Source organism: Streptomyces sp. HP-A2021 (assembly GCF_022807935.1).
Taxonomy (GTDB): domain Bacteria; phylum Actinomycetota; class Actinomycetes; order Streptomycetales; family Streptomycetaceae; genus Streptomyces; species Streptomyces afghaniensis.
Map to the genome: position 1 here is coordinate 8,617,530 of NZ_CP094344.1, position 26,252 is coordinate 8,643,781.

The following is a 26,252-nucleotide window of genomic DNA, read 5'->3' on the forward strand; positions in this document are numbered from 1 at the left end:
CCCCATGTTTCGTTACCTCATCAGACGGCTGCTGGCAGCGGCCGTGATCATGCTGGTGATCACCACGATCACGTTCTTCATCTTCTTCGCGCTGCCGTCCAATCCCGCGCTCCTGGCCTGCGGAAAGACCTGCTCGCCCTCCCGTCTCGCGGAGATCAAGCACTCGCTGGGCCTGGACCAGAGCTACCTGACGCAGTACTGGGAGTTCATCAAGGGACTCGTCGCGGGCCGCGACTACGGCGACCAGAGCGTCCGCATCCACTGCGCGGCGCCCTGCCTCGGCATCTCCTTCCAGACCGACACCCCCGTGCTGACCACGCTCCTGCAGGACTTCCCGGCTGACCTCTCACTCGGTCTCGGTGCCGCGGTGGCCTTCCTGATCCTGGGCGTCGGCCTCGGCACCCTCGCCGCGGTCCGCAGGGGCAGGGCCGCCGACAAGGCGGCGGTCGGACTGGCCCTGTTCGGCGTGTCGGTGCAGATCTACTTCATCGGCCTGCTCCTGCTGTACCTCTTCGTCGACAAGTTCCAGATCCTGCCGACCTCCGGCTACACCTCGATCACCGAGGACCCGGCGGGCTGGTTCAAGGGCCTGATCCTGCCGTGGGCCACCCTGGTCATCGTCTACCTCGCGATGTACACCCGGCTCACCCGCTCCTCCATGCTGGAGGTCTTCGCCGAGGACTACATGCGCACCGCCCGCGCCAAGGGCCTGCCGGCCGTCACCGTCGTCCTCAAGCACGGACTGCGGGCCGCCATCACCCCGATCATCACCATCTTCGGCATGGACGTCGGCTCCCTGATCGGCGGCTCCGCGGTCATCACCGAGTCCGTGTTCGGCATCAACGGCATCGGCAAGCTCGCGGTCGACTCCGTCCAGAACTCCGACCTGCCCGTCATCCTCGGCACCACGCTCTTCGCCGCGACGTTCGTCGTCCTGGCCAACGTGGTCGTCGACCTGGTGTACGGCCTCGTCGACCCGCGCGTGCGCCTCGCCTGAGCCCCCCTTTCGTCCTTAGGAACACCCGTGTCCGTTCAGACCTCACCGCAGCCCGCGGACGTCACGCCCGCGCCCGCACCCTTCCTCGACGTACGCGACCTGAGGGTGCACTTCCCGACCGAGGACGGCCTCGTCAAGTCCGTCGACGGCGTCTCCTTCACCCTGGAGAAGGGCAGGACCCTCGGCATCGTCGGCGAGTCCGGCTCCGGCAAGTCGGTGACCTCGCTGGCCCTGCTCGGACTGCACAAGGGCACCCGCGCCCGGGTCTCCGGCGAGATCTGGCTGGAGGGCAGGGAACTCGTCGCCCTGCCCGAGGCCGAGATGCGCGCACTGCGCGGCCGCACGGTCTCCATGATCTTCCAGGACCCGCTCTCCGCGCTGCACCCCTTCTTCACCGTCGGCTCCCAGATCGCCGAGGCCTACCGCGTCCACCACAAGGTCTCCAAGAAGGAGGCCAAGGACCGCGCGGTGGAGATGCTCAAGCGGGTCGGCATCCCGCAGCCCGAACGCCGGGTCAGGGACTACCCGCACCAGTTCTCCGGCGGCATGCGCCAACGCGCCATGATCGCCATGTCCCTGGTCTGCGACCCCGCCCTGCTCATCGCCGACGAGCCCACCACCGCCCTGGACGTCACCGTCCAGGCACAGATCCTGGACCTGATCCGCGATCTCCAGGAGGAGTTCGGCTCCGCCGTCGTCATCATCACCCACGACCTCGGCGTGGTCTCCGACATCGCCGACGACATCCTGGTGATGTACGGCGGCCGCCGGATCGAGTACGGCACCACCCGCGAGGTCCTCAAACAGCCCCAGCACCCCTACACCTGGGGCCTGTTGCAGTCCATGCCGCACCTCACCGGCGACGTCGGCGAACGGCTGAACCCGATCCCCGGCACCCCGCCGAGCCTGATCAACCTGCCGGACGGCTGCTCCTTCCACCCGCGCTGCGCCTACAAGGGCTGGGCACCGGAGGGGCGTTGCACCGTGGAACGGCCCGAGCTGCGCCTCGTCTCCGGCACCGGAGGGCACCTCGCCGCGTGCCATCTCACCGACGAGGCCAAGCAGGAGATCCGCGGCGGGACCGGCCCGGACGACCGCGGCACCGACGCCGTACGGGCCGCGCAGTGACGGCGGCGGACGAAAAGGAGCAAGCCGTGAGCACCACCCAGCCCCTCACCGGGCCGACCACCGACCGCCCCACCGGCGAGAACCTCCTCGAAGTGCGCGGTCTGCAGAAGCACTTCCCCCTCCGGCAGGGCATCATCTTCCAGCGGCAGATCGGGGCCGTGCGAGCCGTCGACGGCATCGACTTCTCGGTCGGGCCCGCCGAGTCGCTGGGCCTGGTCGGCGAGTCCGGCTGCGGCAAGTCGACCACCGGCCGCCTGATCACCCGGCTGCTCGAACCCACCGGCGGGTCCGTCGTGTTCGACGGCGAGGACATCACCCACCAACCTCCCGGACGGATGGAGGAGGCCCGCCGCAACCTCCAGATGATCTTCCAGGACCCGTACTCCTCGCTGAACCCCCGGCACACCGTCGGCACCATCGTCGAGACGCCGATGCGGCTCAACGGCATCAACCCGCCCCAGGGCCACAAGCGGCGCGCCCAGGAACTCCTGGAGACGGTGGGCCTCAACCCCGAGCACTACAACCGCTACCCGAACGAGTTCTCCGGCGGCCAGCGCCAGCGCATCGGCATCGCCCGCGCCCTCGCCCTGCGGCCCAAGCTGATCGTCGCCGACGAACCCGTCTCCGCACTGGACGTGTCCATCCAGGCGCAGGTCGTCAACCTGCTCCAGGACCTCCAGCGGGAGTTCGGCATCGCCTTCGTCTTCATCGCCCACGACCTCGCCGTCGTACGGCACTTCTCCGAACGCGTCGCCGTGATGTACCTCGGCAAGATCGTCGAGGTGGCCGACCGGGAGTCGCTCTACACCCGGCCACGGCACCCCTACACGCACGCGCTGCTGTCCGCCGTGCCCGAGGCCGACCCGGACGCCACGCAGCGCCGCGAGCGCATCCGGCTGGCCGGCGACGTGCCCTCACCGATCGACCCGCCCTCCGGCTGCCGCTTCCGCACCCGCTGCTGGAAGGCCCAGGACAAGTGCGCCACCGAGGAACCGCGGCTGGTACGGGCCGAGGGCAGCCCCGCGGGCCACCTCACCGCCTGCCACTTCCCCGAGGAGCCGACGGTCGCGGCGCGCGAGGAGGACATCGTCCTCGATCCGGCGCTCGGCTAAGCGCGCGCCGCGTTCCTCAGCGACCGGGCCGCCTGCCTCAGCGCCGGATCCCCGTGACCGAAGCAGGCCACGTCCGCGTCCAGCTCGGCCAGGCGGAGACAGGCCGCGAGCACCTGGGCGCGGTCGAGGTTGAACACCCCCGGCATCACCGTGCCGTCGACAGGCGACGCGGCGACCGTGTCACCGGTGAACAGCACGCCGTGCTCCGGGAGATGCAGCGCGATGCTGCCGTGCGTGTGTCCTGGCACGTGCACGATGTGCGCCCCGCCGCCGATGTCCAGCACCTCGCCGCCGGACAGTTCGGTGACCTCCCGGGGCCGGGCGTAGTCACCCCGGGGCAGCAGCTTCAGCGCCTGTTCGTGCAGCGGCCGCTCCCAGTCCTCGAACACCGGCTCCGGGCCCGGGATCTCGCCCCGTACGGCGGGCGCGTCCAGCCGGTGGGCCAGCACCTCGGCGCCGCTGAGCGCGGCGAACTCGGCCGCCCCGCCCGCGTGGTCCTCGTGGAAGTGGGTGAGCACGATCCGCCGCACGTCCCGGGGATGCCGGCCGAGGGCGGTCACCGCCTCGGCGATGGGGGCGCCGGAGCCGGCCGGGCCGGCGTCGACCAGCGTCAGTTCACCGCCGTCGTGCCAGAGGTAGGCCTGGCCCACCGGGAAGCGCAGCAGGTGCAGGCGGGGGAGGAGCCCGATGACGTCCATCGGACGACCGTAGGCAAGGCCCTCGTCCGCGGACGAGGGCCTTCTGCCGAGGGCAGAGCGGTCAGCTCGCCGCGTAGTTGCGCAGGAACAGCGCCTCCGCCACCGACAGCCGCTCCAGCTCCTCGGGGGAGACGCTCTCGTTCACCGCGTGGATCTGGGCCTCCGGCTCGCTCAGCCCGATGAGCAGGATCTCCGCGTGCGGATAGAGCGCGGCGAGCGTGTTGCACAGCGGGATGGAGCCGCCCTGGCCCGCGTACTGCATCTCCTGCCCCGGGTACGCCACCGCCATCGCGTCGGCCATGGCCTGGTACGCCGGGCTGGTGGTGTCGGCGCGGAAGGCCTGGCCCTGGCCGATCTGCTCGGTGCTCACCCGCGCACCCCACGGCGTGTGCGCCTCCAGGTGCGCCTGGAGCAGCTTGGTCGCCTCGGCCGCGTCCACGCCCGGCGGCACGCGCAGGCTGATCAACGCCCGGGCGCTCGCCTGCACGGACGGGGTGGCGCCGACGACGGGCGGGCAGTCGATGCCGAGGACCGTCACGGCCGGGCGCGCCCAGATGCGGTCGGCGACCGTCCCGGAGCCGATCAGATCGACGCCGTCCAGCACCTTGGCGTCCTGCCGGAACCGCTCCTCGTCGTACTGGAGCCCCTCCCAGGCCGAGTCGCCGGTGAGTCCGTCGACGGTCGTCGAACCGTCCTCGGCGCGCAGCGAGTCCAGGACCCGGATCAGGGCGGCCAGCGCGTCCGGCGCGGCACCGCCGAACTGGCCCGAGTGCAGATTTCCGGCGAGCGTGTCGATCCGCACGCGGACGAGAGTCATACCGCGCAGGGTGGACGTGACGGTCGGCAGCCCGACACGGAAGTTGCCCGCGTCGCCGATGACGATCGTGTCGGCCTCCAGCAGGTCCGGGTGCGCCTCCGCGTACCGCTCCAGGCCGCCCGTGCCCTGCTCCTCCGAGCCCTCGGCGATCACCTTCACATGGACCGGGACGCCGCCGTTCGCCTTCAGCGCGCGCAGCGCCAGCAGGTGCATGACGACACCGCCCTTGCAGTCGGCGGCCCCGCGCCCGTACCAGCGCCCGTCCCGCTCGGTCAGTTCGAACGGCGGGGTCGTCCAGCCGGCCTCGTCCAGCGGCGGCTGCACGTCGTAGTGGGCGTACAGCAGGACGGTCTTCGCGCCCTCGGGGCCCGGCAGGCAGCCGTAGACCGACTGCGTGCCGTCGGGGGTGTCGAGCAGGGCCACGTCCTGGAACCCCTCGGCGGCGAGCGCGTCCGCGACCCAGCGGGCGGCGGCCTCGCTCTCGCTCCTCGGGAACTGGTCGAAGTCCGCCACCGACCGGAAGGCCACCAGTTCGGCGAGCTCTTCCTTCGCCCTGGGCATCAGCGAGGCGACGGTCTCGGCGACCGGATTCGACGGCATGGGCACGCTCCTCGTGGGTGCGACGTTGTAGCAGTGAGTGCCGTAGATCCTCCCACAGCGGCCTGTGGCCAGGTCCGCCGTAGGATGCGGGAGACAGCAGGGGCAGGCGGCTTGATCGGGAGCAGTAGACCATCGTGAGCAGCGAGAACTCTTCGGCGGACGACGTGCGACAGGTGTGGGACGTCGTCGTGGTGGGCGCGGGACCCGCGGGCGCTTCGGCCGCGTACGCGGCGGCGGTCGCCGGCAGACGCGTGCTGTTGCTGGAGAAGGCGGAGCTGCCGCGGTACAAGACGTGCGGCGGCGGCATCATCGGCCCCTCGCGCGACGCCCTCCCGCCCGGCTTCGAGCTGCCGCTCAGGGACCGGGTGCACGCGGTGACGTTCTCGAACAACGGCCGCTTCACGCGCACCCGCCGGTCCAAGCAGATGCTGTTCGGGCTGATCAACCGGCCCGAGTTCGACCAGCAGCTGGTCGAGCACGCGCAGAAGGCCGGCGCCGAGCTGCGTACGGGTGTCACGGTCCAGCGGGTCGAGCAGCACGGCTCGGCGGTGCCCGACCGGCGCACGGTCGCCGTGCTCCTGCAGGGCGGCGAGGTCCTGCTCGCGCGGGCCGTGGTCGGTGCGGACGGCAGCGCCAGCCGTATAGGGGCGCACGTCGGGGTCAAGGTCGACCAGGTGGACCTCGGCCTGGAGGTGGAGATCCCGGTGCCGGAGACCGTCGCCGAGGACTGGCAGGGGCGGGTGCTCCTCGACTGGGGTCCCATGCCCGGCAGTTACGGCTGGGTCTTCCCCAAGGGCGACACCCTGACGGTCGGGGTGATCTCGGCGCGGGGCGAAGGAGCCGCGACGAAGCGGTACTTGGAGGAGTTCGTCGGGCGGCTGGGTCTCGCCGGCTTCGAACCGAGCATCTCTTCCGGGCACCTGACCCGCTGCCGGGCCGACGACTCGCCGCTTTCACGCGGGCGGGTGCTGGTGTGCGGCGACGCGGCGGGGCTGCTGGAGCCGTGGACCCGCGAGGGCATCTCCTTCGCGCTGCGGTCCGGGCGGCTCGCGGGGGAGTGGGCGGTGCGGATCGCCGAGGCCCACGACGCCGTGGACACGCGCCGGCAGGCCCTCAACTACGCCTTCGCGGTCAAGGCCGGGCTCGGTGTGGAGATGAGCGTCGGCAAGCGGCTGCTGACCGTGTTCGAGCGCCGCCCCGGGCTGTTTCACGCGGCGCTGACGAGCTTCCGCCCGGCCTGGAGGGCGTTCAAGGAGATCACGCAGGGCTCGACGTCGCTGGGCGAGATCGTCCGCACGTATCCGGTGGCCCAGCGGGCCCTGACCGCGCTGGACCGCCGTCCCGCCGCGACGGGCGAGGAGATCAGCCCTTCAGAGTGATCTCGAAGACCGGGTGGTCGGGGGCGATCCGACGCAGCTGGTCGTCCGGAGAGTCGGGGCCGACGCCGTTGAAGAAGACCCCGACCTCCGCCTTCCAGCGCTTGAGGTAGGCGCGCAGGATCGGGGTCTTGTCGTCGTCGGCCACCTCGGTCGCGGTGAAGGTGTCCACGTGCTTGCCGAGGTGCAGTTCGCCGCCGCCCGCCGCGCGCATGTTGTGCGTCCACTGGACGTGGCCGCGGGGTGCGACCAGGTACTGCCGGCCGTCCAGCGTCAGCAGGTTGACCGGGGTGGTGCGCCACTGGCCGCTCTTGCGGCCGCGGACGGCGAGGACGCGGGAGCCCCAGACGCTGATGCCGCGGCGGGTCAGCCAGGCGACGAGCCGGTTGAAGACGTTGATCGTGAACCAGCCGGGCTTGCGGACGTGCGTGGACATGGGGTCCCCCTGGTCGATGTGGAGCGGTGGTGTGGAGCGGTGCTCTCTTTTGTGAGCACTGCTCTCGCTCTCTGGTGCCAGTCTGCACGAGGTCGGTGCTCCAAAGCAAGAGCACTGCTCTCGTTTATGATTGCTGCTCTCGTTTGTGTGCACTGCTCTGCTTCCGTGGCACGATGACACGCATGAGCACCGCACACGGCGCCCGTGCCCGGGCCAGGATCGAAGTCACCGCGGCCATCAAGGACGAGGCCCGCAGACAGCTCGCGGCCGACGGCGCCGCCCGGCTCTCGCTGCGGGCCGTCGCCCGCGAGCTCGGCATGGTCTCCTCCGCGCTGTACCGCTACTTCCCCAGTCGTGACGACCTGCTGACCGCCCTCATCATCGACGCCTACGACTCCCTCGGCGAGGCCGCCGAGGCCGCACACGACGCGGCTGCCGGCTCCGGCCCCCTGCAACGCTGGATCGCGGTGTGCGAGGCGGTGCGGCGCTGGGCGCTCGGCCATCCGCACGAGTACGCCCTCATCTACGGATCGCCCGTCCCGGGCTACACCGCCCCCGACACCACCGTCCCGGCCGCCGCCCGCGTCGGTCTCCTGCTCATCGGCGTCGTGCGCGACGCGTACCGCGGCCTCGGCCTGGCCCGGCCCTCGCTCCCGGCGGACCTGCGCCCGGAGGCCGAGCGGATGGCCGCCGACCTCGCGCCGGACCTCCCGCCGGAGGTGGTGACGGTGCTCGTCGCCGCCTGGGCCCAGTTGTACGGGCTGGTCGGGTTCGAGCTGTTCGGGCAGTTCAACCGGGTGGTGGAGGACCGGGAGGTGTTCTTCCGGTATGCGGTGGGGCAACTCGCCCACGGGGTGGGGCTGGTGTATCCGCAGCGGGGGCCTGCCGCGAAGAGCCCCGGACCTCACAACGACTGAGCCGGCGGCGGCCCCGCACTCCTCGGGCGCGCAGCACTATGCACTGCCGGAAGGCCGGCGGGGCTCGGGGGCCCACCATCCGTGGGGGCCGGGGCCTCCGATCACCGGGCCGTCGGGCCACAGATCAGCGAGGTCGGCCGGATGGAGGGGCCGGTGGTAAGCAGCTCGCAGAACGTCGGCAGCCGTCGCGGGAGGAGCCTCGGCCAGGGCCATGAACCAGTCGAAGCCGGCCGGATATGCCCACAGGTACGTCCGCAGCAGCGGATCCGCGCCCCGGTCGGAGAGCATGTCCGCGATCTGGGTGTCGTCCCAGAAGGGCACCCGTGACACAGCGTGGGCCGCGCAGGCATCGGCACTCACGCCGGAATGGATGGCCACGTGCAACTCTGCGCACACCAGTTGCAGATAGTGCTCCAGGCGCACGCGTGTCATCAGCTGGTGGTCGTCGGGGGCGACGAACAGAGGCAGCGACTGTGCCAGCCCCTCGAGAACCACCTGACAGGGCGAGTGCACCGTGAGCAGCGGCAGCCACTCCTGCTTGCCCCTCGCGAAGGCCGCGTGGAACCCCGCGCTCTGCAACCCGTGGCCGAGAACCTCATGGAGCGCGAACAGCCTGGCCTGAACGACGGTGAGGGCTGCCCGTTCGAGATTGATGCGCAGTCGTACGGTCCGCCCGGCTCCATCCAGCCAGTATGACCAGTAGGCATCGACCCGAACCGCCTCGATCGTCAAGTCATAGGGCGCCGTCGCACCAACCGCAGTACGTACGCGCGGCTCGAACGAGGCCGCTGCACGGCTGACCGCTTCGGCCGCCGCTTCAGGGGCGATGATGCCCTCGGCGCGATTCAGGTCGTGGGCGGTATTCGGCCCCCAGGCGATCCCTGCGTCGGCCAGAAGGCGGCGAACCTCATCACCGCGCTCCGTGACGTAGCCGGCCGGCCAGCCTCGTGTGCCGCAGCCCTGGGTCCGGCGCACGTAGGTGTCAAAGGCAAGGTGCTCGCCGAGCAGTGTGGAGAGGTAGGCGAGCTGAGCCTGGATCTCCCGCACAAGACGGCCGTCGGCCACCTCCCGAGCGCGGTCGAGGAGCGAACGCAGACGCCGCAGTGCTTCGAGCCTGCCCAGCGCCGCCGGGGCCGGCGCGGGCGCGCAGTCGAAGTCGATGACCGGCGAGTTTCCCCGCTCCGTCTCGAATCGGTGCCAACCGCGAAGAACTTGCTCCAGCGCCTCGTACAGAGTCTCGCTCATGGGAGTGCGGCTCCGATGTGTGGCCGACGGCAGGGCTTCCGGGCTTTCGTGGGTGGAGTCATACTCGGATGATGAGCGACCTCGTACCGCTCGCCCAGAAGGACGGAGAATCCTTTGGAAACTCAACTGCCCGATCTGAGCGGTGTGATGATGACCGATCTTGCCCATGCGAGCGATGAACAAACGATGGCCGCCCTCAACTGGGTGATCGGGCAGTGCGATCGTACGCCGTCCGTCTGTGCCGGTGGCGGTGAACCGGGCGGGGGAGCAGAGCGCATCGGCTGACCGCCCATCACCGCATCACCGCCATTACGCGTAGGGGAGTTGTCGTGATCGAATCGCAGGTGCCGGATCTCACGGTTGTTCGACTCCGAGATGTCCTCGGCATTGACGATGTCGCGGTGCGTCGTGGGCTTGTGTGGGTCGGTATGCAGGTTGACGAGGTGCCGGCGGTCGCCGTGTCCAACGACGGCCCGGGCGGTGGCGGCGCGGAGCGCATCGGCTGACTGTCCATGACCGCCTCACCGCATTCCTGGTAGGGGAGCTGACGTGATCGAATCGCAGATGCCGGATCTCACGGCTGTTCGACTTCGCGATGTCCTCGGCACTGACGACACCGCTGTGCGTCGCGGGGCTGAATGGGTCGGTATGCAGGTCGAGGGGGTGCAGGCGATCGCCGCGTCCGGCGAGGGGGGACCCGGCGGTGGCGCGGAGCGTATCGGTTGACGGGCACAGGGATTTCCCGTCATCGCATCTCCCTGAGCACCCTCGACGCCATCGCCCGCGGAGCCGCGGGTCCCGAAGTCGTCCACGAGGTCAGGAAGGCCGAGCGCAGCCGTACGCTGCTGTTGTTACGTGCCATTCGGGACGAAGCCGCCTCATCTTCGAAGGCCCGAGGTCCTCTCCCGCCGACCGAGTCGGCCTGGCAGGTGCTGGATCGCGTCCAGCAGAGCGCACCAGCGGCGCTGGAGACCGTCTTGTCGTACCCGTATGTCGCCGGGTGGGCCGGCTTCACGTTGCGCCATCTGCGTCGCGGGCACCCGACGGATCCCACCCCGGCATGGGTCCACCTCGGTCAACTGCACAGCATCGCCGCCGCGGCCGCCCTGCACGCAGGGATCGATGTGGACGTACGAGTGCCGGCCAGGAGCGGGACTGTCTCGCTGCCCACCCTGGGCGCGGCCTTCTCGCCGGCCGACCGCGTCGATCAGTGGTCCGTGGCCCGAATCCGGTCCTGCGATCGGGATCGCCGTATCGACATCGGCGACAACACGGTACGGCTGCCGCCTGACCTCTCGCAGGACGCCACCGGGTGGTGGGCACTTCGACGCCTCACGTGCCGGGAGGGCTCACACGTTCTGTCCTTGCGGCTGGACGACCTGGATCCGTACCGCGGACTCTACGAGACGCTCGATCCACATCGCCTCGACGATGCCGAGGTCACCAGGTGGCAGGGCATGCTCGACGAGGCCTGGCACCTCGTGTGCCGTCACATTCCCGACAAGGCGGATGCGATGAGCGCCGGTCTGGACGTCGTAGTCCCACGTCCTTCCACCAGCCGCTTTCCGCTGATCTCCGCCTCCAGTGGCGAGGCCTTCGCGGGTATCAACGTTGCCCGGCCCCACGCGGCCGAGGATCTCGCGGAGATCCTCGTTCACGAGTATCAACACGTCTTGCTGGGTGGCCTCCTCCACTTGGTCCCCTTGACGCGGCAGGACGAGGGGCGACTCTTCTACGCCCCTTGGCGTGACGACCCGCGCCCTGCCGCAGGGTTGCTGCAGGGCGTCTACGCCTTTTTCGGAGTGACGGAGTTCTGGCGGGCCGCGGCCAGGTCCGGAGACGACGCGGTCGCCGACTTCGCCGCGTTCACCTGCGCGCGGTGGCTGGAGCCGACGCTGGAGGCCGCTCGTGCCCTGCTGGCCGAACGGACTGTGACCGAAGCCGGCCGTCGCTTTCTCGATGGGATCGCGGAACAGCTCGTCACCTGGGGAGACGTCTCTCCGCAGCATCGTGTGGCGGAGGTCGTGACCGCCGATCACCGGGCCGGATGGCGCCTGCGCCATCTGCGACCCGATCCTGGTGTCGTGGCCGGTCTGGCCCGCGCATGGCAGGAGCCGGATGAGGATGGCGCACCAGGCCGATGCACGGAATCACTCGTATCGCAGCCCGACGGCCCGTGGTCCCTCGCTCGTGTCGATCTCCTGCGGTGCGCGGTCCGGGAGGGCTCGTCCTCCGTGAACCCGATTCTGGCCGAGTCGACCGGAGCGACAGTCGCCGACCTCGCGCTCGCCGACGGCCGTTACGCCGACGCCCTGGACAGCTACCGCGCGGAGATCGCAGGTGACCCGGACCACCCCCCGTCCTGGATCGGCTTCGCGTTGGCCTGGTCCTGCCTCGCGTCCGGGCCCGGGCCCACGCTGTTGCTGCGACGACCCGAACTCGTACGAGCGGTCCACCGGTTGTTGCGGGCTGGGACGGAAGCGCCGCAACCAGACACGCTCGCCACCTGGCTCGCAGACCGTCTCTCCACGGGTGACGACGGCTATGAGCGTCCGCGTACGGGAATGGCGTAGCGGTATCCGAGTTTGGCCTGCGCCGTCTTCCACCGCACGCCGTCAGCGGTCCGGCAGAACCGGGACTGCAACTGCGACTCGGGGGCGTCGGGCATTTCCATGCCCAACTGCTGCGCTTCCACACGGTTCTGCGCATATGGCGAAGAGGAAATGGTGAGGCCGTCGCGGCCGGTGATCGTGACTTCGAGGCTCTCGGTGACGTATGAGACGTCGGTGTAGCACTTTTCCTCACGCTCGACAAAACCGAAAGCACCGCAGAGTTCCAGCTCGACCGTGAAGGAGCAACGAGTGCGGCCCGGATCCAGAGAAACAGGTACGCGAACGGCGCCCGACTCGACCAGCCGTCCGTCGAGGGCTGTCGGGTCGGCCGGTATCTTGCGCTCCCTTCGTACGAAGGCGATGGACGGATCGGACTCCACACCGTCCACGCTGACGCGAAGCACCGAAACGCTCGTCCATGCCGGATTTTCCGGAGGTACCTCCGCGATCATCGGGAAGGAGATCCACGGCACCACCGCGGCATTCGGCGACTCGACATCGCACGAAATCCTCAACGTCGCATTCCCGTCGCCCGAGATGACGAAGGTGTCGTGTCGATGGCGGAAGCGGATGAGCTGGGGCACGTACGCTTCCAGGTCTCGCAGATGTGCCAGGTCGCGCACTCCTTTGCGGATGCGGTCGGCCAACAGCCAAACGGCGACCAGGCCGGTTGCGATGGAGGCGGTGATCAGTAACCACGTGAGCACGAGGAAGAGCGCGGTTTGAGAGGCGCTGGACCTCAGACTCACCAGCGTTCCCGCGATCGTGAGCACAGTCGATACCACCGCAGAAACGAACGCCGCGAGGGTCGCGCTGACCCCGTCGTCCCGTGGCTGCCCCACACCGTTCTCCCCCCGGTACGTGCCGTGCCCGCCATTGTCGCTTCGGCAGCAGTCTCGTGACCAGCCGAGCACACAAAGTCATGCAACGCCTCCTCCTGCCGACGCGCGGTCGGCGAGGGCATCCGGGCGAGGCCGCCCCGGCGGACGACGTACTTCCCCGGGAGTACGTGTGATCACCACGCCGGGGTGACGCCGCCCCGGACCGACGGCGTCTAGCGTGGCGGTATGGACGAGCAGCGGGTGCGGGGCGGTCCGCCTCAGTGGTGGCGGCACGGTCCTCCCTGGTGGGACCGGTGGGGAGAGGGGGAGCGCGCGCCCCACTGGCCCTGGCGGTCCACCGTCGTCGTCACGGTCTTCGTGCTGGCCGGCTCGAACTTCGCCGCTCACGGCCAGGAGGGCGAGCGGGCGGCCCTGGACCCCTTCGCGCGGGTCCTGCTGCTGGTGGCCGGGGCGCTGCTGCTGTGGCGCAAGCGGTATCCGGTCGCCGTGGTCTTCGGCACCGCGGGTGCCGTCATGGTCTACCTGGGGGCCGGGTATCCGTACGGGCCGGTGCTCTTCACCGTCGCGCTGGCGTGCTTCAGCGCGATCGTCGCCGGGCACCGCCGGGCGGCGTGGGCGGCGATGGGAACGCTCTGGGTTGGGCACGTCCTGGTGGCGCACTGGCTCTACCAGTGGCTGCCGCCGTCGGGGGACTCCGCCGCCTCCTGGGGCGAGGAGCTGGTGGTCGCCACCTGGGTGGTGGCGATCGCGGCGGTCTCGGAGCTGTTCCGGGTCCGGCGCGAGCAGTGGGCACGGGAGCGGGCCGAGCGTGCCGAGGCCGCGCGGCGGCGGGCCGACGAGGAGCGGCTGCGGATCGCGCAGGAGCTGCACGACGTGCTCGCCCACAGCATCTCCGTGATCAACGTCCAGGCGGGGGTCGGCCTCGCGCTCCTCGACTCCGATCCCGAACAGGCCCGTACGGCGCTCACCACGATCAAGGCCCAGAGCAAGGAGGCGCTCGGCGAGGTCCGCCAGGTGCTCGACACACTGCGCGCGCCCGGTGACGCGCCGCGCGCCCCCGCGCCCGGGCTGGACCGGCTGCCCGAGCTGGTGGAGCATGCGGCGAGCGCGGGCCTCACGGTGGACGTCGAGGGGGAGCCGCCCCGGCTCGCTCCCGGCACGGACCTCGCCGCCTTCCGGATCGTCCAGGAGGCCCTGACCAACGTCGTACGGCACTCGGGCTCGCGGCACGCCCGCGTGCACTTCGCGTACGACGCGGGCGTGCTGCGGCTGCGCGTCGACGACGACGGGCCGGCGACCGGGGCCGATGCGGGCGGCAGCGGCAACGGGCTGGCCGGTATGCGGGAGCGGGCCGCCGCGCTGGGTGGCACCATCGAGGCGGGACCCCGCCCGGACGGCGGTTTCCGGGTGCTCGCCGTACTTCCGTTGAGTGCTTCCGCCGGCCGTTGAGCCGTACCCCAGAACCACGTCAGGAGGACGACGGTGATCCGCGTACTGCTCGCCGACGACCAGTCACTGGTCCGGGCCGGGTTCCGGGCGCTGCTCGACGCGCAGCCCGACATCGAGGTGGCGGGCGAGGCCCCGGACGGAGAGGAGGCGGTGCGCCGGATCCGCGAACTGCGGCCCGACGTCGTCCTGATGGACATCCGCATGCCCGCGCTCGACGGCCTGGCCGCGACCCGCCGGGTCACCGAGGACCCGGACCTGAAGGACGTCAAGGTGGTCATGCTCACCACCTTCGAACTCGACGAGTACGTCTTCGAGGCCATCCGCTCGGGGGCCTCCGGCTTCCTGGTCAAGGACACCGAGCCGGACGAACTCCTGCGCGCCGTACGGGCGGTGGTCGCGGGCGACGCGCTGCTCTCGCCGGGGGTGACGCGCCGCCTGATCGCCGAGTTCGCGGCCCGCTCCAAGGAGCCCGCGGCGGCCGACGTGCTGGCCGGGCTCACGGAGCGGGAGCGGGAGGTGATGGCCCTGGTCGGCATCGGCCTGTCCAACGAGGAGATCGCCCGCCGCCTGGTCGTCAGCCCGCTCACCGCGAAGACCCACGTCAGCCGCACGATGGTGAAGTTGCACGCCCGCGACCGGGCCCAACTGGTCGTGCTCGCCTACGAGTCCGGGCTGGTGCGGCCGGGCTGGCTGGGCTGATCCGCCGAGCGGAACCGGACCAGCACACTGACGACCCGGGCGGCGAAGAGGACGGGCGCGAGCACCAGCCCGGCGCGCAGCAGCAGACGCTCCGGCGTGTCCGGGAGGTCGAAGAGCAGCGCGGGACCGGCCACGGCCCCGAAGACGACCGCCGCCGCGAACGCCGCGCTGCACAGCGCGTACCCGATCTCGACGGTGACGGCATCCCGTTCGGCCTGCGTGCGGCGTCCCCCGTGACTGGTCATACGGCGAGTCAAACAGGAAGGCCTCCGGTGGGCAAGCGACTACGGGGCGACGTCGGCGACGCCGTCCGCGGGTTTGTCGAGGACGTACGCCGTGTAGCGAGTGACGCGTCCGATGGCCCGGTGAGCCCGGACGACGGAGATGACCTCGTCCCAGTCCTGTGCGTCGAGTGTCCTGAGGCCGGGCCACCGCACGCACAGGGCCTGTCGGCCGGCCCGGGTGGAGGCGGCACCGGCGAACAGGGCACAGAGCTGGGCTGCCCGGTGGAGTACGGGAGTGGTCCAGTCGAGGATCCGGCGCGTGGTGAAGCCGGCGGCGGACGCCAGCAGCGGGTACCGTTCGTACGGTTCGATGTCGTCGAAGCGCCAGGTCCCGCGTACGAGGCCGGTCGCGTCGAGAGTCCCGATCGGCTGGTCCGTACGGGACGTGACGTCCACGATGACGAGCCGGCCTCCTGGGCGGAGCAGCCGGAAGCTTTCGCTCAGGAATGACCTGCGGCCCTCATGGCCGAAGTGGAAGGCGGCCTCCAGGCAGTGCACCCGGTGGAAGGAACCGTCCGCCAGCGGGATCCGCGCTGCCTGCCGGGGCAGAGCCGTGGCGTCGGCGACGGCGAAACGCACGCCGGAAAGGCCACCGAAGCGGCGACGTGCCTGGTCGATCTGCTCGGGCTGGATGTCCACCCCCAGCGCCCGGCATCCCGCGGCGCCCAACCGCGCCGTGGTGTCACCGCGACCGCATGCGGCGTCCAGGACGAGCTGCCCGGGCCGGGCGTCCAGCAGCGCCAGCGACCGGCGAGCCAGCCGGCGCTGAAAGGGCGCCGGACCGGCCAGGACCACGAGCGGCAGGGTGGGCAGCGTGAAGTAGCCGATGTCGACCAGGCTGTCCCAGCCGAGGTGCCGCAGCACCCGGAAGAGCACGCTGTCGTCGTTGTACGCACTCGCGAGGTCCCCGCTGTCACCCATCCCGCATCCTCCCCTTTCCGAAGGCACGCACACCGGGCCCACTGTCCGTGTCACCGCCTCGACCTGCGCTTACACTGAGCTCATAAGGGACGTTCGTGACGTACCGGAATCGCCGTGCGCTCTCAGCGGATGCTCGTACCGGCCCTCGCCCTGGTCCTCTTGACGGTGCCCGCGATCTCAGCCCGGGCACAGGGTGAGGAAGTTCCGCGCGGCCCCACCTTCGCCGCACGCGCTCTGCAGGCGCTGATCGACGGTATCCAGTTCGGGGTGATCATCGCGATCACCTCGGTCGGACTCTCGCTGATCTTCGGCACCATCCACCTGATCAACTTCGCGCACGGTGAGTTCGTGACGATCGGCGCCACCTTCGCGTTCTTCCTCAACGTCTCCGCGGCCGGTCCGGGCTGGCACCTGATTCCCGCCGCCCTCGCCGCGGTGGTCTTCGGCGCCCTGCTGGGCGGGGCCGTCGATCGCGGCATCTGGCGCCCGCTGCGCGCTCGGGGCACCGGGCTGATCAACATGTTCATCGTCACCATCGGGCTCTCGCTGGTGCTGCGCCACGTCGTCCTCGTGCTGTACGGAACCCGGCCCGCCTCCTACGCGCAGTACGACATCCAGAGCACGATCGACCTGGGGCCGGCCGGCATCACCCCGCGGGACCTCACCGTCACCCTGCTCGCCGTACTGGTGCTGCTCGGCATCGCAGCGCTCCTGCAGAAGACGCGGATCGGCACGGCCGTACGGGCCGTCTCCGCCAACCGCGACCTCGCGGAGGCGTCGGGCATCGACGTGCAGCGGGTGGTGCTGTTCGTGTGGATGCTCGGCGGCGCTCTGGCCGCGCTCGGCGGGGTCTTCTTCGGCCTGGTGGAGATCGTCACCTGGGACATGGGCTTCAAGCTCCTGCTGCTCATGTTCGCGGGGATCATCCTGGGCGGCCTCGGCTCCGCCTACGGTGCGATGGTCGGCAGCCTCGTCATCGGCGTCGTCGCCCAGATGTCCACCCTGTGGTTCCCGGTGGACCTGCAGTACGCGTGGGCGCTGCTCGTCCTCATCGTCGTCCTGCTCGTCCGGCCGCAGGGCATCCTCGGCCGGGCCGAACGCGTCGGGTGAGGGGGCGCGCCATGGACTTCTCGGCCATCCTCTCCGACGCCCTGCGCTCGGGAATCGGCCCCATCGCCGCCGTCTACGCGCTCGCCGCGATGGGCCTGAACCTGCACTTCGGCTACACGGGGCTGCTGAACTTCGGCCAGGTCGGGTTCATGCTGGTCGGCGGCTACGGGCTCGCCATCACGGTGTCGACGTACGACGGCCCGATGTGGCTCGGCGTCCTCGGCGGCATCGCCTGCGCGATCGTGCTGGCGCTGCTGCTCGGCCTGCCCACCCTGCGGCTGCGGGCCGACTACCTCGCGATCACCACGATCGCGGCGGGGGAGACGCTACGGCTGTTCTACCGGTCCAGCTGGGCCGAGCCGGTCACCGGTGGCGTGTTCGGGCTGCAGAGGTTCGCGAACGACTTCTACGAGCTCAGCCCCATCGATCCCGGCACCTACGGCGTGTGGCTCGTGCGGTTCAGCTCCCGCGACCTCTGGGTGATGATCGTCGGATGGGCGCTGGTGCTCGTGGTCGGAGGACTGATGGCCCTGCTGATCCACAGCCCGTGGGGCCGTGTCATCCGGTCGGTCCGTGAGGACGAGGTCGCCGCGCGCAGCCTCGGCAAGAACGTCTACGCGTACAAGATGCAGAGCCTCGTGCTCGGCGGCGTCATCGGGGCGGTCGCGGGCATGATGCAGGCGATCCAGGTGCAGTCCGTGAACCCGGACAACTACGATCCGGGTGTCACGTTCTTCCTGTACACGCTGCTCGTCCTCGGAGGTGCCGGGCGGATCCTCGGGCCGGTCGTCGGCTCGATCCTGTTCTGGTTCGTCCTCAGCTTCCTTGACAGCGCGCTCCGCCAGGCCATCGACGCCGAGTACATCTCGCCGGACCTCATCAGCACGTCGGAGGTCGGCGCGGTGCGCTTCGCCCTGGTCGGGGTGGCCCTGATCCTGCTGGTCGCGTTCCGGCCGCAGGGCATCCTCGGCAGCCGGAAGGAGATGCTGCTCAGTGGCCGCTGATCCTGTCGTGTCCCGTACGGGCCGGCTCTCCGCGATCGATCCGGAGCCGGGGGTGCGCAAGCCCGACCCTCTGCTCGTCCTGGACGAGGTGACCCGTACCTTCGGCGGTCTCGTCGCCGTGCGGGTCGAGCACCTGGAGGTGCAGCGCGGGGCCATCACGGCGCTCATCGGGCCCAACGGCGCGGGCAAGACCACCCTGTTCAACGTGGTGAGCGGGTTCGACCGGGCCGACGGCGGCCGGTGGTCGTTCGACGGACAGTCGCTCACCGGCGCCCCGGCGCACCGGGTGGCGCGGCGGGGAATGGTCCGTACGTTCCAGCTCACGAGGACGCTCGCCCGGCTCACCGTGCTGGAGAACATGCTGCTCGCCGCGCCCGGGCAACGGGGCGAGCGGGTGCTGCCCGCGCTGCTGCGACCACTGTGGCGCGGGCAGGAGCGGGAGCTGGAGCGCCGGGCCGGCGAACTGCTGGACCGGTTCCGGCTCGGACCGCTGCGCGACGACCACGCCGGCACGCTCTCCGGGGGGCAGCGCAAGCTGCTGGAACTGGCCCGCGCGCTGATGGCCCGGCCGGTCATGCTCCTGCTCGACGAGCCGATGGCCGGGGTGAACCCCGCGCTGACTCAGTCGCTGCTCGGACACATCACGCAGTTGCGGGACGAGGGGCTGACGGTGTGCTTCGTCGAGCACGACATGGACGTGGTGATGGGCATCAGCGACTGGGTGGCCGTCATGGCCGACGGCCATCTGGTGGCCGAGGGCCCACCGCACACGATCGGCCGGAACGCCGCCGTCGTCGACGCCTACCTGGGCAAACGGCACGACGAGCCGGAGGCGAGCGAGGAGAAGGGCGAGGAGGACTAGCGATGTCCGCAGAGGAGCAGGCACCGGTGCTGGCGGCCGACGACATCGTCGCCGGTTACGTCCCGGGTGTGGATGTGCTGCGCGGATGCAGCGTCGAGGTGCGGCCGGGCGAGGTGGTCGGGGTGATCGGCCCCAACGGTGCCGGCAAGTCGACGCTGGTCAAGGCCGTCTTCGGGCTGCTGCGGGTGCGCGGCGGGACCGTGCGGCTGCGCGGTGAGGACGTGACCGGCCGGCCCGCGCACGAACTGGTCCGGCGGGGCGTGGGCTACGTACCGCAGCTGCAGAACGTGTTTCCCACGCTGACCGTCGAGGAGAACCTGCGCATGGGGGTCTACCTGCGGCCCAAGGACCACGCGCGGCGGGTCGCGGCGGTCGAGGAGCTCTTCCCCGTGCTGGCCGACCGCCGCAGGCAGAAGGCCGGCGCGATGTCCGGCGGCGAACGCCAGATGCTTGCGATGGCCCGCGCCCTGATGATGGAACCGCAACTGCTGCTGCTCGACGAACCGTCGGCCGGCCTGTCACCGCTCCACCAGGACCACGTCTTCGACCGGTGCAGAATGATCAACAACGCGGGCGTCGCCGTGCTCATGGTCGAGCAGAACGCCCGCAGATGCCTCCAGTTCTGCGACCGCGGCTACGTCCTCGACCAGGGCCGCAACGCGTACACCGGCACGGGTACGGCCCTGCTGCACGACGAGAAGGTGATCGAGCTCTACCTCGGCACACTCGCCCGCGTCCGTTGACTCCCGCTGTCGGTCCTCCCTGTCACTCCTCGGCCCTGCTGGTCTCGGTACGCAGGGTCTGCAACCGTCCCTCGTCGTCGTAGCCGTACACCTCGATCGTCGCCTGGCCGGGTTCGCCCTTGTCGGTGAAGTTCAGCGGACCGCTGACACCCTCGTAGTCGATGTCCCTGCCGTCGGCGAGCAGTTCCTTGCAGGCGGCGAACGAGTTGCACTTCTCGCCGTCCTTGGTGATCCCGTTCATCTCCTTCGCGTACTCGCCCGGGTCGTCGGACTCCGCCTTCTCGGCGGCGAGGGCGATCGTCGTCGCGCAGTCGAACGCCTGCGGTGCGAACTGCAGCTCCTTCAGATCCGGCGCGAATTTCTTGAGGTCCTTCACGTACTGCGCGTTCCCCGCCGACGCCGGGGCGGTCCCCTTCATCCCGGAGAGCCTCTCGGGCTGGCCGGGGGCGACCAGCGAGGCCAGTTCCTCACTGCGCAGTCCGTCGGCGCCGTAGACGCCGATCCGGTCGGGTCCGAGTCCGGACTCGATCATGCCCTGCAGGATCTGGGTGCCTTCCTCGAAGGCGATCACCACGGCGGCGTCCGGCCTGGCGTTCTCGATCTGCTGGGCGACCTGGTCGAAGTTGGTCGCCTTCGGGTCGTAGGTCTCGGCGAGTGTCACCGTCGCGCCACGTTCCTCCAGCGACTTGCGGGTGGCCTCCATCAGGCCGCGCCCGTAGTCGTCCGCCCGTGCGACCAGGGCCACCCGGTCGTGGCCGTCGTCGCGGACGACGTCCGCCAGGATGGGCCCCTGCAGCACGTCGCTCGGGACGGTGCGGAAGTAGTAGCCGTCGTCCTCGTAGTCGGTGAAGGTGGGAGCGGTGTTCGACGCCGAACACTGCACGACGCCCGCTCCGGTCACCCGGTCGATGAACGCCAGCGACATGCCGGAAGCCGCGGCGCCGACGATCGCGTCCACGCCTGCGGCGAGGACCCGGTCCGCCGACTGTGCGGCAACGGCCTCCTGGCCCGCCTCGTCGCTGGAGACCACGCTCGGCACCGGCTTGCCGAGGACTCCGCCGGCGTCGTTGATCTTCTGTATCGCGAACTTCAGCGACTCGATCTGGGGTGGGCCGAGGTAGGCCAGCTGTCCCGTTTCCGGCAGGACGTAGCCGAACTGGAGCTCACCATCGCCCGGCTCGGCCCGGGCTGTGCCCGTCGAACCGCAGACGGCAATCACAAGAGCAGCCGCGCTTGCGAAGATCGCGGACCGCCGTATCGACGCTTTCATCTCCGCCTCCGCTCGTTACAGGCGGCGGTGGACGACTGGCCGGCCCTCCGCCTGCCATTGACATGAGCGTAGAACGCTTTCGGAGTCCGGAAAAGTATGAAACGTTCACTTTTGCGATTGAGTCGGAAACGCTTCTGAGTCGGAAACGCTTCCTAGTCGCGCACGGCGACGTGCTCCGCTTCCTTCGGGGTGGACCTGGCGACCACGACGGACGGCTGGTCCCGGCGGGTCCGCAGGCCCGTGAGGGTGATCAGCAGGCCGGCGAGGGCGACGAGCGTCACGACCAGCAGGCCGGGCCGGTAGCTGTCGAGGACGGCCTGCGGGGAGGCGTCGCCCCGCTCGGGGGCGTTCGCGGTCACCACCGCCGTCACCACGGCGAGGAAGATCGCGCCGCCCACCTGGACCGAGGTGTTGAGCAGCCCGGAGACCATGCCCTGCTCATGCTCGTCGACGCCGTTGGTGGCCTGGACGTTGAGGGACGGGAAGGTCAGCGCGAAGCCCGAGCCGACCAGCAGCATCGTGGGGAGGATGACCGCCGCGTAGACCGGGTCGAGGTCGATGCGCAGGAACAGCACGTAGCCGGTCACCATCAGGGCGAAGCCCAGCACCATCAGCCGGGCCGTGCCGAACCGGTCGATGACGGCCCCCACCTTCGTCGCGGACAGCGCCACCAGCGCGCCCGCCGGCAGGAAGGCCAGGGCCGTGTGCAGCGCCGACCAGCCGAGCAGTTGCTGCATGTAGAGGGTCACCAGGAACTGGAAGCCGATGTAACTGCCGACGAACGTCAACGCGCCCAGCTGAGCCCGCACTTGCGGCCCCGAACGCAGCACACCGAGCCGGATCAGCGGACTCGGGCTGCGCCGCTCGACGGCGACGAAGGCCGCCAGCAGGACGGCGACGGCGGCGAAGGACAGGACGGTCCGGGCGGCCCCCCAGCCCGCCTCGGGCGCCTCGACGACGGTGAAGACGAGCAGCAGCATCGAGGCGGTGCCGAGGACGGCGCCGGGGACGTCGTAGCCGCCCCGGCCGCGCTCGCGCTCCGTGCGCGGCAGCAGCTTCAGGCCCACGAGCAGGGCGATCAGTGCGATGGGGGCGGGCAGGAGCATCGTGAGCCGCCAGCTGGCCTGAGTGAGCAGGCCGGAGAAGACCAGTCCCATCGAGTAGCCGGTGGCGCCGCAGGTGGTGTAGATGGCCAGGGCGCGGTTGCGCAACGGGCCTTCGGGGAACGTCGTGGTGATGATCGACAGGCCGGCTGGGGCGGTGAAGGCCGCGCTCAGGCCCTTGACGAAGCGGCTGGCGATGAGCAGCGGACCCGAGTCGACGAGGCCGCCGAGCAGCGAGGCCAGCGCGAAGACGCCCAGCGCCACCAGGAAGACCTGGCGCCGGCCCAGCAGGTCGGCGGCGCGTCCGCCGAGGAGCAGCAGGCCGCCGTAGCCCAGGATGTAGCCGCTGACGATCCATTGCAGCGCCGAGGTCGACAGGCCGAGGTCGGCACCGATGGAGGGCAGCGCGACGCCGACCATGGACACGTCCAGGGCGTCCAGGAACATCGCGGCGCAGAGCACCAGCAGGGTGCCCCAGAGCCGGGGAGTCCAACGCCCGTCGGGCGTGGGGGAGGTGAGCGGAGAGGTCATGCCCGAGAGATTACATGCGCATGCATGTGATGCAAGCGCATTTGATTCAGGTGCAACAATCCCGGTTCTCTGTTACGGTGCGGCGCATGGCGGCGAAGCAGGCCGAGCAGGCGCTCGTGGAACAGTGGCGCGACATTCTGGCGCTGCATGCGCGAACACAGTGTGAACTCGACCGGGTTCTGCACGAACACGGCCTGTGCGCCAGCGACTTCGAGGTGCTCGACGTCCTCGCCGGGTGCCGGGCGGCTAAGGGCACACCCTCCTACCGCGTCCAGGAGATCTCCGAGCGGGTCCATCTGAGCCAGAGCGCGCTGTCGCGGCTGATCGCGCGGCTGGAGAAGGAAGGGCTCGTCGAGCGCTGCATGTGTCCGGAGGACCGGCGGGGTGTGCGCGTCGCGCTCACGGCGAAGGGGCGCACGCTGCACGGTGAGGTGCTGCCCGTGCAGCGTGCGGTGCTGGCACGGATGCTGGCGGAGGACTGAGTCCGGTCGGATGCCCCGAGTCGGGTCAGATTCCCGAGGTTTCACGCCACAGCTCGGCGAGCGCCCGGTCGCCCGTGACCGACGGCAGGGGAGCCCGGTTCCACAGCGCCAGGTACAACTGCCCGGCCGGGCCGGACAGTTCGCACTCGGCGTTCCCCGACGCGCCCGGCGTGGACACGGGCGGCTCGGACGACAGCCGTACGGTCCACACCGCGCCGGTGTCGTCCGTGCGCACGCGCAGGACACGCGGCTCGGGGGTGCGGACCCGGCTCCTGGAGCGGGCGTGGAAGCCGCGCAGCAGCTCGTCGATGCCGTCGGTCGCGAAGTCCGGGGTGACGGCGGTGATACCGGCGCCGCGCGCGGACTCCGCGTCGACCCGGTGCACCGCTGTCTCGTGTGCCTGCCGCCGGGTCCAGAAGGCCAGCGGGGACGGCGCGGGCAGGAAGAACCAGCACTCCACGTCGGGTGACGCGCCGGCCAGCGTGTCGACGAGGTGGCGGTGACTGTCGCGGTACCAGGCCACGAGCCGGGCACCGTCGAGGTCCGGGGCGTCACCCAGCGGACGGCGCTCGGTGTACCCCCCGGTGATGTACGACGCGGCCCAGCGGTGCACCGCGCCCGTGTGCCGCAGCAGATCGCGCACGTGCCACTCCGGGCACGTCGGCACCTTGGCGTCGGTCCCGGCCTCCTCGGCGGCCGCGGCCAGCAACCGGCCCTCTGTCTCCAGCGCTTGAAGGAACTCGGCGGTCTCCATGCCGCGAGTCTGCCGTACGGGGCGCGCTCGAAGCGCCGGAATTTCCGCGAGGGACATCACGGCAGCGGTGTGCCGCCCGTGGCGTTGACGATCTCGGCGGTGATGTACGACGCCTCCTGGGAGGCGAGGAAGACGTAGGCCGGTGCCATCTCGGCCGGCTGCGCGGGCCGCCCGATGGGCGCCTGCTTGCCGAACTTCTGGGTGTCCGGCATCGTCGCCGGGATCAGCGGCGTCCACACCGGGCCGGGCGCCACGGCGTTGACGCGGACGCCCTTGTCGATCACCATCTGCGCCAGTCCCTGCGTGAAGGTGACGATCGCGCCCTTGGTCGTCGCGTAGTCCAGCAGATGCGGACTGGGCTTGTAGGCCTGCACCGACGTGGAGTTGATGATGCTGCCGCCCTCCGGGATGTGCGGCAGGGCCATCTTGCACAGCCAGAACATGCCGTACAGGTTGGTGCGCAGCACCCGGTCGAACTGCTCGGTGGAGATCGCCTCGATGCCGTCGGGCTGCGACATCTGGTACGCCGCGTTGTTCACCAGGACATCGATCCGGCGGAACTCCGCGACGGCACGGTCGATCAGCGCGCGGCAGTTCTCCTCCTCCCGTACGTCGCACGAGACGGGCACGGCACGCCGCCCGGCCTCCTCGACCAGGCGGGCGGTCCCGGCGGCGTCGTCCTTCTCGTCGTCCAGGTGGGTGAAGAGCACGTCGGCCCCCTCCCGGGCGAACGCCAGGGCGACCGCGCGGCCGATCCCGGAGTCCCCACCGGTGATCACGGCCTTGCGGCCGTCCAGCCGTCCGCTGCCCCGGTAGGACTCCTCACCGTGGTCCGGGGGCGGGTCCATGGGGCCGGTCCAGCCCGGGTGCGGCTGGTCCTGGGAGGGAAACTCCGGCGTGGGGTGCTGGTCGCCGGGGTGCTGTTGCTCGGTCACGGGTCTGCCTCCTTGTCCATGGCGTACGGCCCGGTGATCACAGCCGGTGATCACAACGGGCGGAGCCCCGGGTACCCCGATGCCGGGGTGCCGATCACCTCCTTGTTCGTCCGGATGTCCGGCAGGCCGGTCCGCCGGGTCAGCCCGCCGCGGCGCGTCGCGTCGCGAAACCGATGAGCGCGGCCACGGCGGCCAGGATCGCCACGCTGGTGAGCGCGGCCGGGAGGGAGAACCAGTCCGCCATGAACCCGATGGCGGGCGGCCCCAGCAGCATGCCGCCGTAGCCCAGCGTGGAGGCCGTGGCGACTCCGCTGGGACCGGCGAGCGCGCCCGCGCGTTCCACGGCCACGGGGAAGAGGTTCGCGAGGCCGATGCCCGTGACCGCGTACCCGAGCAGGGCCGCCCACAGGGCGGGGGCGAGCGAGCCGAGCAGCATCCCGGCCGCCGCCGTGGCGCCGCCCGCCACGACGGTCCGGGTCCGCCCCAGGCGCTCCAGGAGCGTCGTGCCGGTCAGGCGGCCCACCGTCATGGCGAGCGCGAAGCAGGAGTAGCCGATGGCCGCGGCACCCGGCGAGGCGGCCAGGTCCTCTTCCAGGTGCAGGGCGCCCCAGTCGGCCAGCGCCCCCTCGCCGTAGGCGGTGCACCCCGCGATCAGGCCGAAGACGAGCACGAGTCCCCGGGTACGGCCGTGCAGGCGGCGCGGGGCGTCCTCGGCGGGACGCTCCCGTTCCGGCGGTGCCGGCGGCTCGTGCCGGAGCAGAACGGGCCCCGCCACGGCGGTCACGAGCAGTCCGAGGCCGGTGAGCAGCAGCAGGTGCCGGGTGGGGGAGAGGGACCCCGCGACCAGGGCGCCCAGCCCGGCGCCGACCATGCCGCCCAGGCTGAACGCGGCGTGGAAGCTCGGCATGATCGGCCGCCGCATCGCGGCCACGAGGTCCACGGCGGCGCTGTTGAAGGCGACGTTGATCCCGCCGTACGCGGCACCGAAGACCAGCAGGACGAGGCCGAGCGCGAGGGCCGAGTGGGTCAGCGGGGGCAGGGCCACGCTGAGGGAGAGCAGGACGGCGCAGACGACGGTGACCCGGTGGTTGCCGAAGCGGCGGCACAGGCGGCCGGTGAGGATCATCGTGACGACGGCTCCGGCGGAGACGCCCAGGAGGGCGAGGCCCAGGGCGCTGGCGGAGGCGTCGGTCTGTTCCTTGATGGCGGGGATGCGGACGACCCAGCCGGCGAAGACGAAGCCGTCGAGGGCGAAGAAGACGGTGATCGCTGTACGGAGTGTGGTGAGGGAGTTGCCGTCGCCCGGCACGGCACTGTGCGTTCTG

At 70.7% G+C, this 26,252-nt stretch carries 28 protein-coding genes; 16 read left to right on the plus strand and 12 right to left on the minus strand.

The window, feature by feature from the left end; genetic code table 11:
• Positions 1-4: 4 nt before the first annotated feature.
• From MQE23_RS38885 to MQE23_RS38895, 3 genes are read left to right on the plus strand one after another with little or no spacing between them, the layout of a single operon-like run.
• A complete protein-coding gene (locus tag MQE23_RS38885; protein WP_020276181.1) occupies positions 5-997 on the plus strand; it encodes an ABC transporter permease in 993 nt (330 codons plus the stop codon).
• Positions 998-1,024: 27 nt separating this feature from the next.
• A complete protein-coding gene (locus tag MQE23_RS38890) occupies positions 1,025-2,125 on the plus strand; it encodes an ABC transporter ATP-binding protein (RefSeq protein WP_243381582.1) in 1,101 nt (366 codons plus the stop codon).
• 26 nt (positions 2,126-2,151) lie between these two features.
• Positions 2,152-3,237: a dipeptide ABC transporter ATP-binding protein gene (locus MQE23_RS38895; protein ID WP_243381583.1), complete on the plus strand. Its 1,086-nt coding sequence runs from the start codon at positions 2,152-2,154 to the stop codon at positions 3,235-3,237.
• Here the strand turns inward: MQE23_RS38895 and MQE23_RS38900 are convergent.
• Both MQE23_RS38900 and MQE23_RS38905 read right to left on the minus strand, forming a co-directional pair.
• Positions 3,234-3,935 (minus strand): MBL fold metallo-hydrolase, encoded by a 702-nt coding sequence (locus MQE23_RS38900; RefSeq protein WP_243381584.1) that lies wholly within the window; start codon positions 3,933-3,935, stop codon positions 3,234-3,236. The two genes, MQE23_RS38895 and MQE23_RS38900, sit on opposite strands and share 4 nt — an antisense overlap.
• 61 nt (positions 3,936-3,996) lie before the next feature.
• Entirely contained in the window at positions 3,997-5,352 is a 1,356-nt protein-coding gene (locus tag MQE23_RS38905) for a dipeptidase (protein ID WP_020276187.1), read from the minus strand.
• 134 nt (positions 5,353-5,486) lie between these two features.
• Between MQE23_RS38905 and MQE23_RS38910 the strand changes: the two genes are divergently transcribed.
• On the plus strand, positions 5,487-6,731 hold the full coding sequence (locus MQE23_RS38910) for a geranylgeranyl reductase family protein (protein WP_020276188.1): 1,245 nt from the start codon (positions 5,487-5,489) through the stop codon (positions 6,729-6,731).
• Here the strand turns inward: MQE23_RS38910 and MQE23_RS38915 are convergent.
• Positions 6,715-7,164, minus strand: coding sequence for a nitroreductase family deazaflavin-dependent oxidoreductase (locus MQE23_RS38915; protein WP_020276189.1), 450 nt, complete (start codon positions 7,162-7,164; stop codon positions 6,715-6,717). The two genes, MQE23_RS38910 and MQE23_RS38915, sit on opposite strands and share 17 nt — an antisense overlap.
• 182 nt (positions 7,165-7,346) lie before the next feature.
• On the opposite strand from MQE23_RS38915, the gene MQE23_RS38920 reads away from it, so the two are divergent.
• Complete coding sequence (locus MQE23_RS38920) at positions 7,347-8,081, plus strand: TetR/AcrR family transcriptional regulator (RefSeq protein ID WP_037672570.1); 735 nt, start codon at positions 7,347-7,349, stop codon at positions 8,079-8,081.
• Between the two features lie 36 nt (positions 8,082-8,117).
• Here the strand turns inward: MQE23_RS38920 and MQE23_RS38925 are convergent, their stop codons facing one another.
• A complete protein-coding gene (locus tag MQE23_RS38925) occupies positions 8,118-9,326 on the minus strand; it encodes a hypothetical protein (RefSeq protein ID WP_243381585.1) in 1,209 nt (402 codons plus the stop codon).
• A gap of 114 nt (positions 9,327-9,440) precedes the next feature.
• Between MQE23_RS38925 and MQE23_RS38930 the strand changes: the two genes are divergently transcribed.
• The 4 genes from MQE23_RS38930 to MQE23_RS38945 are packed head-to-tail and all read left to right on the plus strand — an operon-like array spanning position 9,441 to position 11,899.
• Positions 9,441-9,611 carry a hypothetical protein gene (locus MQE23_RS38930; RefSeq protein WP_020276192.1) on the plus strand — a complete coding sequence of 57 codons (171 nt, stop codon included), beginning with the start codon at positions 9,441-9,443 and terminating at the stop codon, positions 9,609-9,611.
• A gap of 44 nt (positions 9,612-9,655) precedes the next feature.
• Positions 9,656-9,832, plus strand: a complete 177-nt coding sequence (locus MQE23_RS38935; RefSeq protein ID WP_243381586.1) for a hypothetical protein — start codon at positions 9,656-9,658, stop codon at positions 9,830-9,832.
• Between the two features lie 43 nt (positions 9,833-9,875).
• A complete protein-coding gene (locus MQE23_RS38940; RefSeq protein ID WP_154693902.1) occupies positions 9,876-10,052 on the plus strand; it encodes a hypothetical protein in 177 nt (58 codons plus the stop codon).
• Positions 10,049-11,899, plus strand: a complete 1,851-nt coding sequence (locus tag MQE23_RS38945) for an HEXXH motif domain-containing protein (protein WP_243381587.1) — start codon at positions 10,049-10,051, stop codon at positions 11,897-11,899. The genes MQE23_RS38940 and MQE23_RS38945 overlap by 4 nt, the downstream gene beginning before the upstream one ends.
• Here MQE23_RS38945 and MQE23_RS38950 read toward each other — a convergent pair.
• Entirely contained in the window at positions 11,869-12,780 is a 912-nt protein-coding gene (locus MQE23_RS38950) for a hypothetical protein (protein WP_243381588.1), read from the minus strand. The genes MQE23_RS38945 and MQE23_RS38950 overlap by 31 nt on opposite strands.
• Before the next feature lie 225 nt (positions 12,781-13,005).
• Here MQE23_RS38950 and MQE23_RS38955 point away from each other — a divergent pair, with 225 nt between their 5' ends.
• A complete protein-coding gene (locus tag MQE23_RS38955; RefSeq protein WP_243381589.1) occupies positions 13,006-14,229 on the plus strand; it encodes a sensor histidine kinase in 1,224 nt (407 codons plus the stop codon).
• 33 nt (positions 14,230-14,262) lie between these two features.
• Positions 14,263-14,928, plus strand: coding sequence for a response regulator transcription factor (locus tag MQE23_RS38960; protein ID WP_020276198.1), 666 nt, complete (start codon positions 14,263-14,265; stop codon positions 14,926-14,928).
• Here the strand turns inward: MQE23_RS38960 and MQE23_RS38965 are convergent.
• Together MQE23_RS38965 and MQE23_RS38970 are read right to left on the minus strand one after the other, a co-directional pair.
• Positions 14,889-15,173: a DUF6332 family protein gene (locus tag MQE23_RS38965; RefSeq protein WP_020276199.1), complete on the minus strand. Its 285-nt coding sequence runs from the start codon at positions 15,171-15,173 to the stop codon at positions 14,889-14,891. The genes MQE23_RS38960 and MQE23_RS38965 overlap by 40 nt on opposite strands.
• 39 nt (positions 15,174-15,212) lie before the next feature.
• Positions 15,213-16,133, minus strand: a complete 921-nt coding sequence (locus MQE23_RS38970; RefSeq protein ID WP_243381590.1) for a class I SAM-dependent methyltransferase — start codon at positions 16,131-16,133, stop codon at positions 15,213-15,215.
• A gap of 114 nt (positions 16,134-16,247) precedes the next feature.
• Between MQE23_RS38970 and MQE23_RS38975 the strand changes: the two genes are divergently transcribed.
• The 4 genes from MQE23_RS38975 to MQE23_RS38990 are packed head-to-tail and all read left to right on the plus strand — an operon-like array spanning position 16,248 to position 19,852.
• Complete coding sequence (locus tag MQE23_RS38975) at positions 16,248-17,243, plus strand: branched-chain amino acid ABC transporter permease (RefSeq protein WP_082320048.1); 996 nt, start codon at positions 16,248-16,250, stop codon at positions 17,241-17,243.
• 11 nt (positions 17,244-17,254) lie between these two features.
• A complete protein-coding gene (locus MQE23_RS38980; RefSeq protein ID WP_020276202.1) occupies positions 17,255-18,247 on the plus strand; it encodes a branched-chain amino acid ABC transporter permease in 993 nt (330 codons plus the stop codon).
• Positions 18,237-19,109, plus strand: coding sequence for an ABC transporter ATP-binding protein (locus MQE23_RS38985; protein WP_051185706.1), 873 nt, complete (start codon positions 18,237-18,239; stop codon positions 19,107-19,109). The genes MQE23_RS38980 and MQE23_RS38985 overlap by 11 nt, the downstream gene beginning before the upstream one ends.
• 2 nt (positions 19,110-19,111) lie before the next feature.
• On the plus strand, positions 19,112-19,852 hold the full coding sequence (locus tag MQE23_RS38990) for an ABC transporter ATP-binding protein (RefSeq protein ID WP_020276204.1): 741 nt from the start codon (positions 19,112-19,114) through the stop codon (positions 19,850-19,852).
• A gap of 22 nt (positions 19,853-19,874) precedes the next feature.
• Here MQE23_RS38990 and MQE23_RS38995 read toward each other — a convergent pair whose 3' ends face one another.
• Together MQE23_RS38995 and MQE23_RS39000 are read right to left on the minus strand one after the other, a co-directional pair.
• On the minus strand, positions 19,875-21,122 hold the full coding sequence (locus MQE23_RS38995) for an ABC transporter substrate-binding protein (protein ID WP_037672574.1): 1,248 nt from the start codon (positions 21,120-21,122) through the stop codon (positions 19,875-19,877).
• 152 nt (positions 21,123-21,274) lie between these two features.
• Positions 21,275-22,756, minus strand: coding sequence for an MFS transporter (locus MQE23_RS39000; protein WP_020276206.1), 1,482 nt, complete (start codon positions 22,754-22,756; stop codon positions 21,275-21,277).
• A gap of 86 nt (positions 22,757-22,842) precedes the next feature.
• Here MQE23_RS39000 and MQE23_RS39005 point away from each other — a divergent pair, with 86 nt between their 5' ends.
• Positions 22,843-23,238 carry a MarR family transcriptional regulator gene (locus tag MQE23_RS39005; RefSeq protein ID WP_020276207.1) on the plus strand — a complete coding sequence of 132 codons (396 nt, stop codon included), beginning with the start codon at positions 22,843-22,845 and terminating at the stop codon, positions 23,236-23,238.
• Positions 23,239-23,263: 25 nt separating this feature from the next.
• On the opposite strand, the gene MQE23_RS39010 is transcribed toward MQE23_RS39005, so the two are convergent.
• From MQE23_RS39010 to MQE23_RS39020, 3 genes are all read right to left on the minus strand, one after another.
• Positions 23,264-23,992, minus strand: a complete 729-nt coding sequence (locus tag MQE23_RS39010; protein ID WP_020276208.1) for a maleylpyruvate isomerase family mycothiol-dependent enzyme — start codon at positions 23,990-23,992, stop codon at positions 23,264-23,266.
• A 56-nt stretch (positions 23,993-24,048) separates the two neighbouring features.
• Positions 24,049-24,927, minus strand: coding sequence for an SDR family oxidoreductase (locus tag MQE23_RS39015; protein ID WP_243381591.1), 879 nt, complete (start codon positions 24,925-24,927; stop codon positions 24,049-24,051).
• A gap of 139 nt (positions 24,928-25,066) precedes the next feature.
• Positions 25,067-26,236, minus strand: coding sequence for an MFS transporter (locus tag MQE23_RS39020; RefSeq protein WP_243381592.1), 1,170 nt, complete (start codon positions 26,234-26,236; stop codon positions 25,067-25,069).
• Positions 26,237-26,252 lie beyond the last annotated feature (16 nt).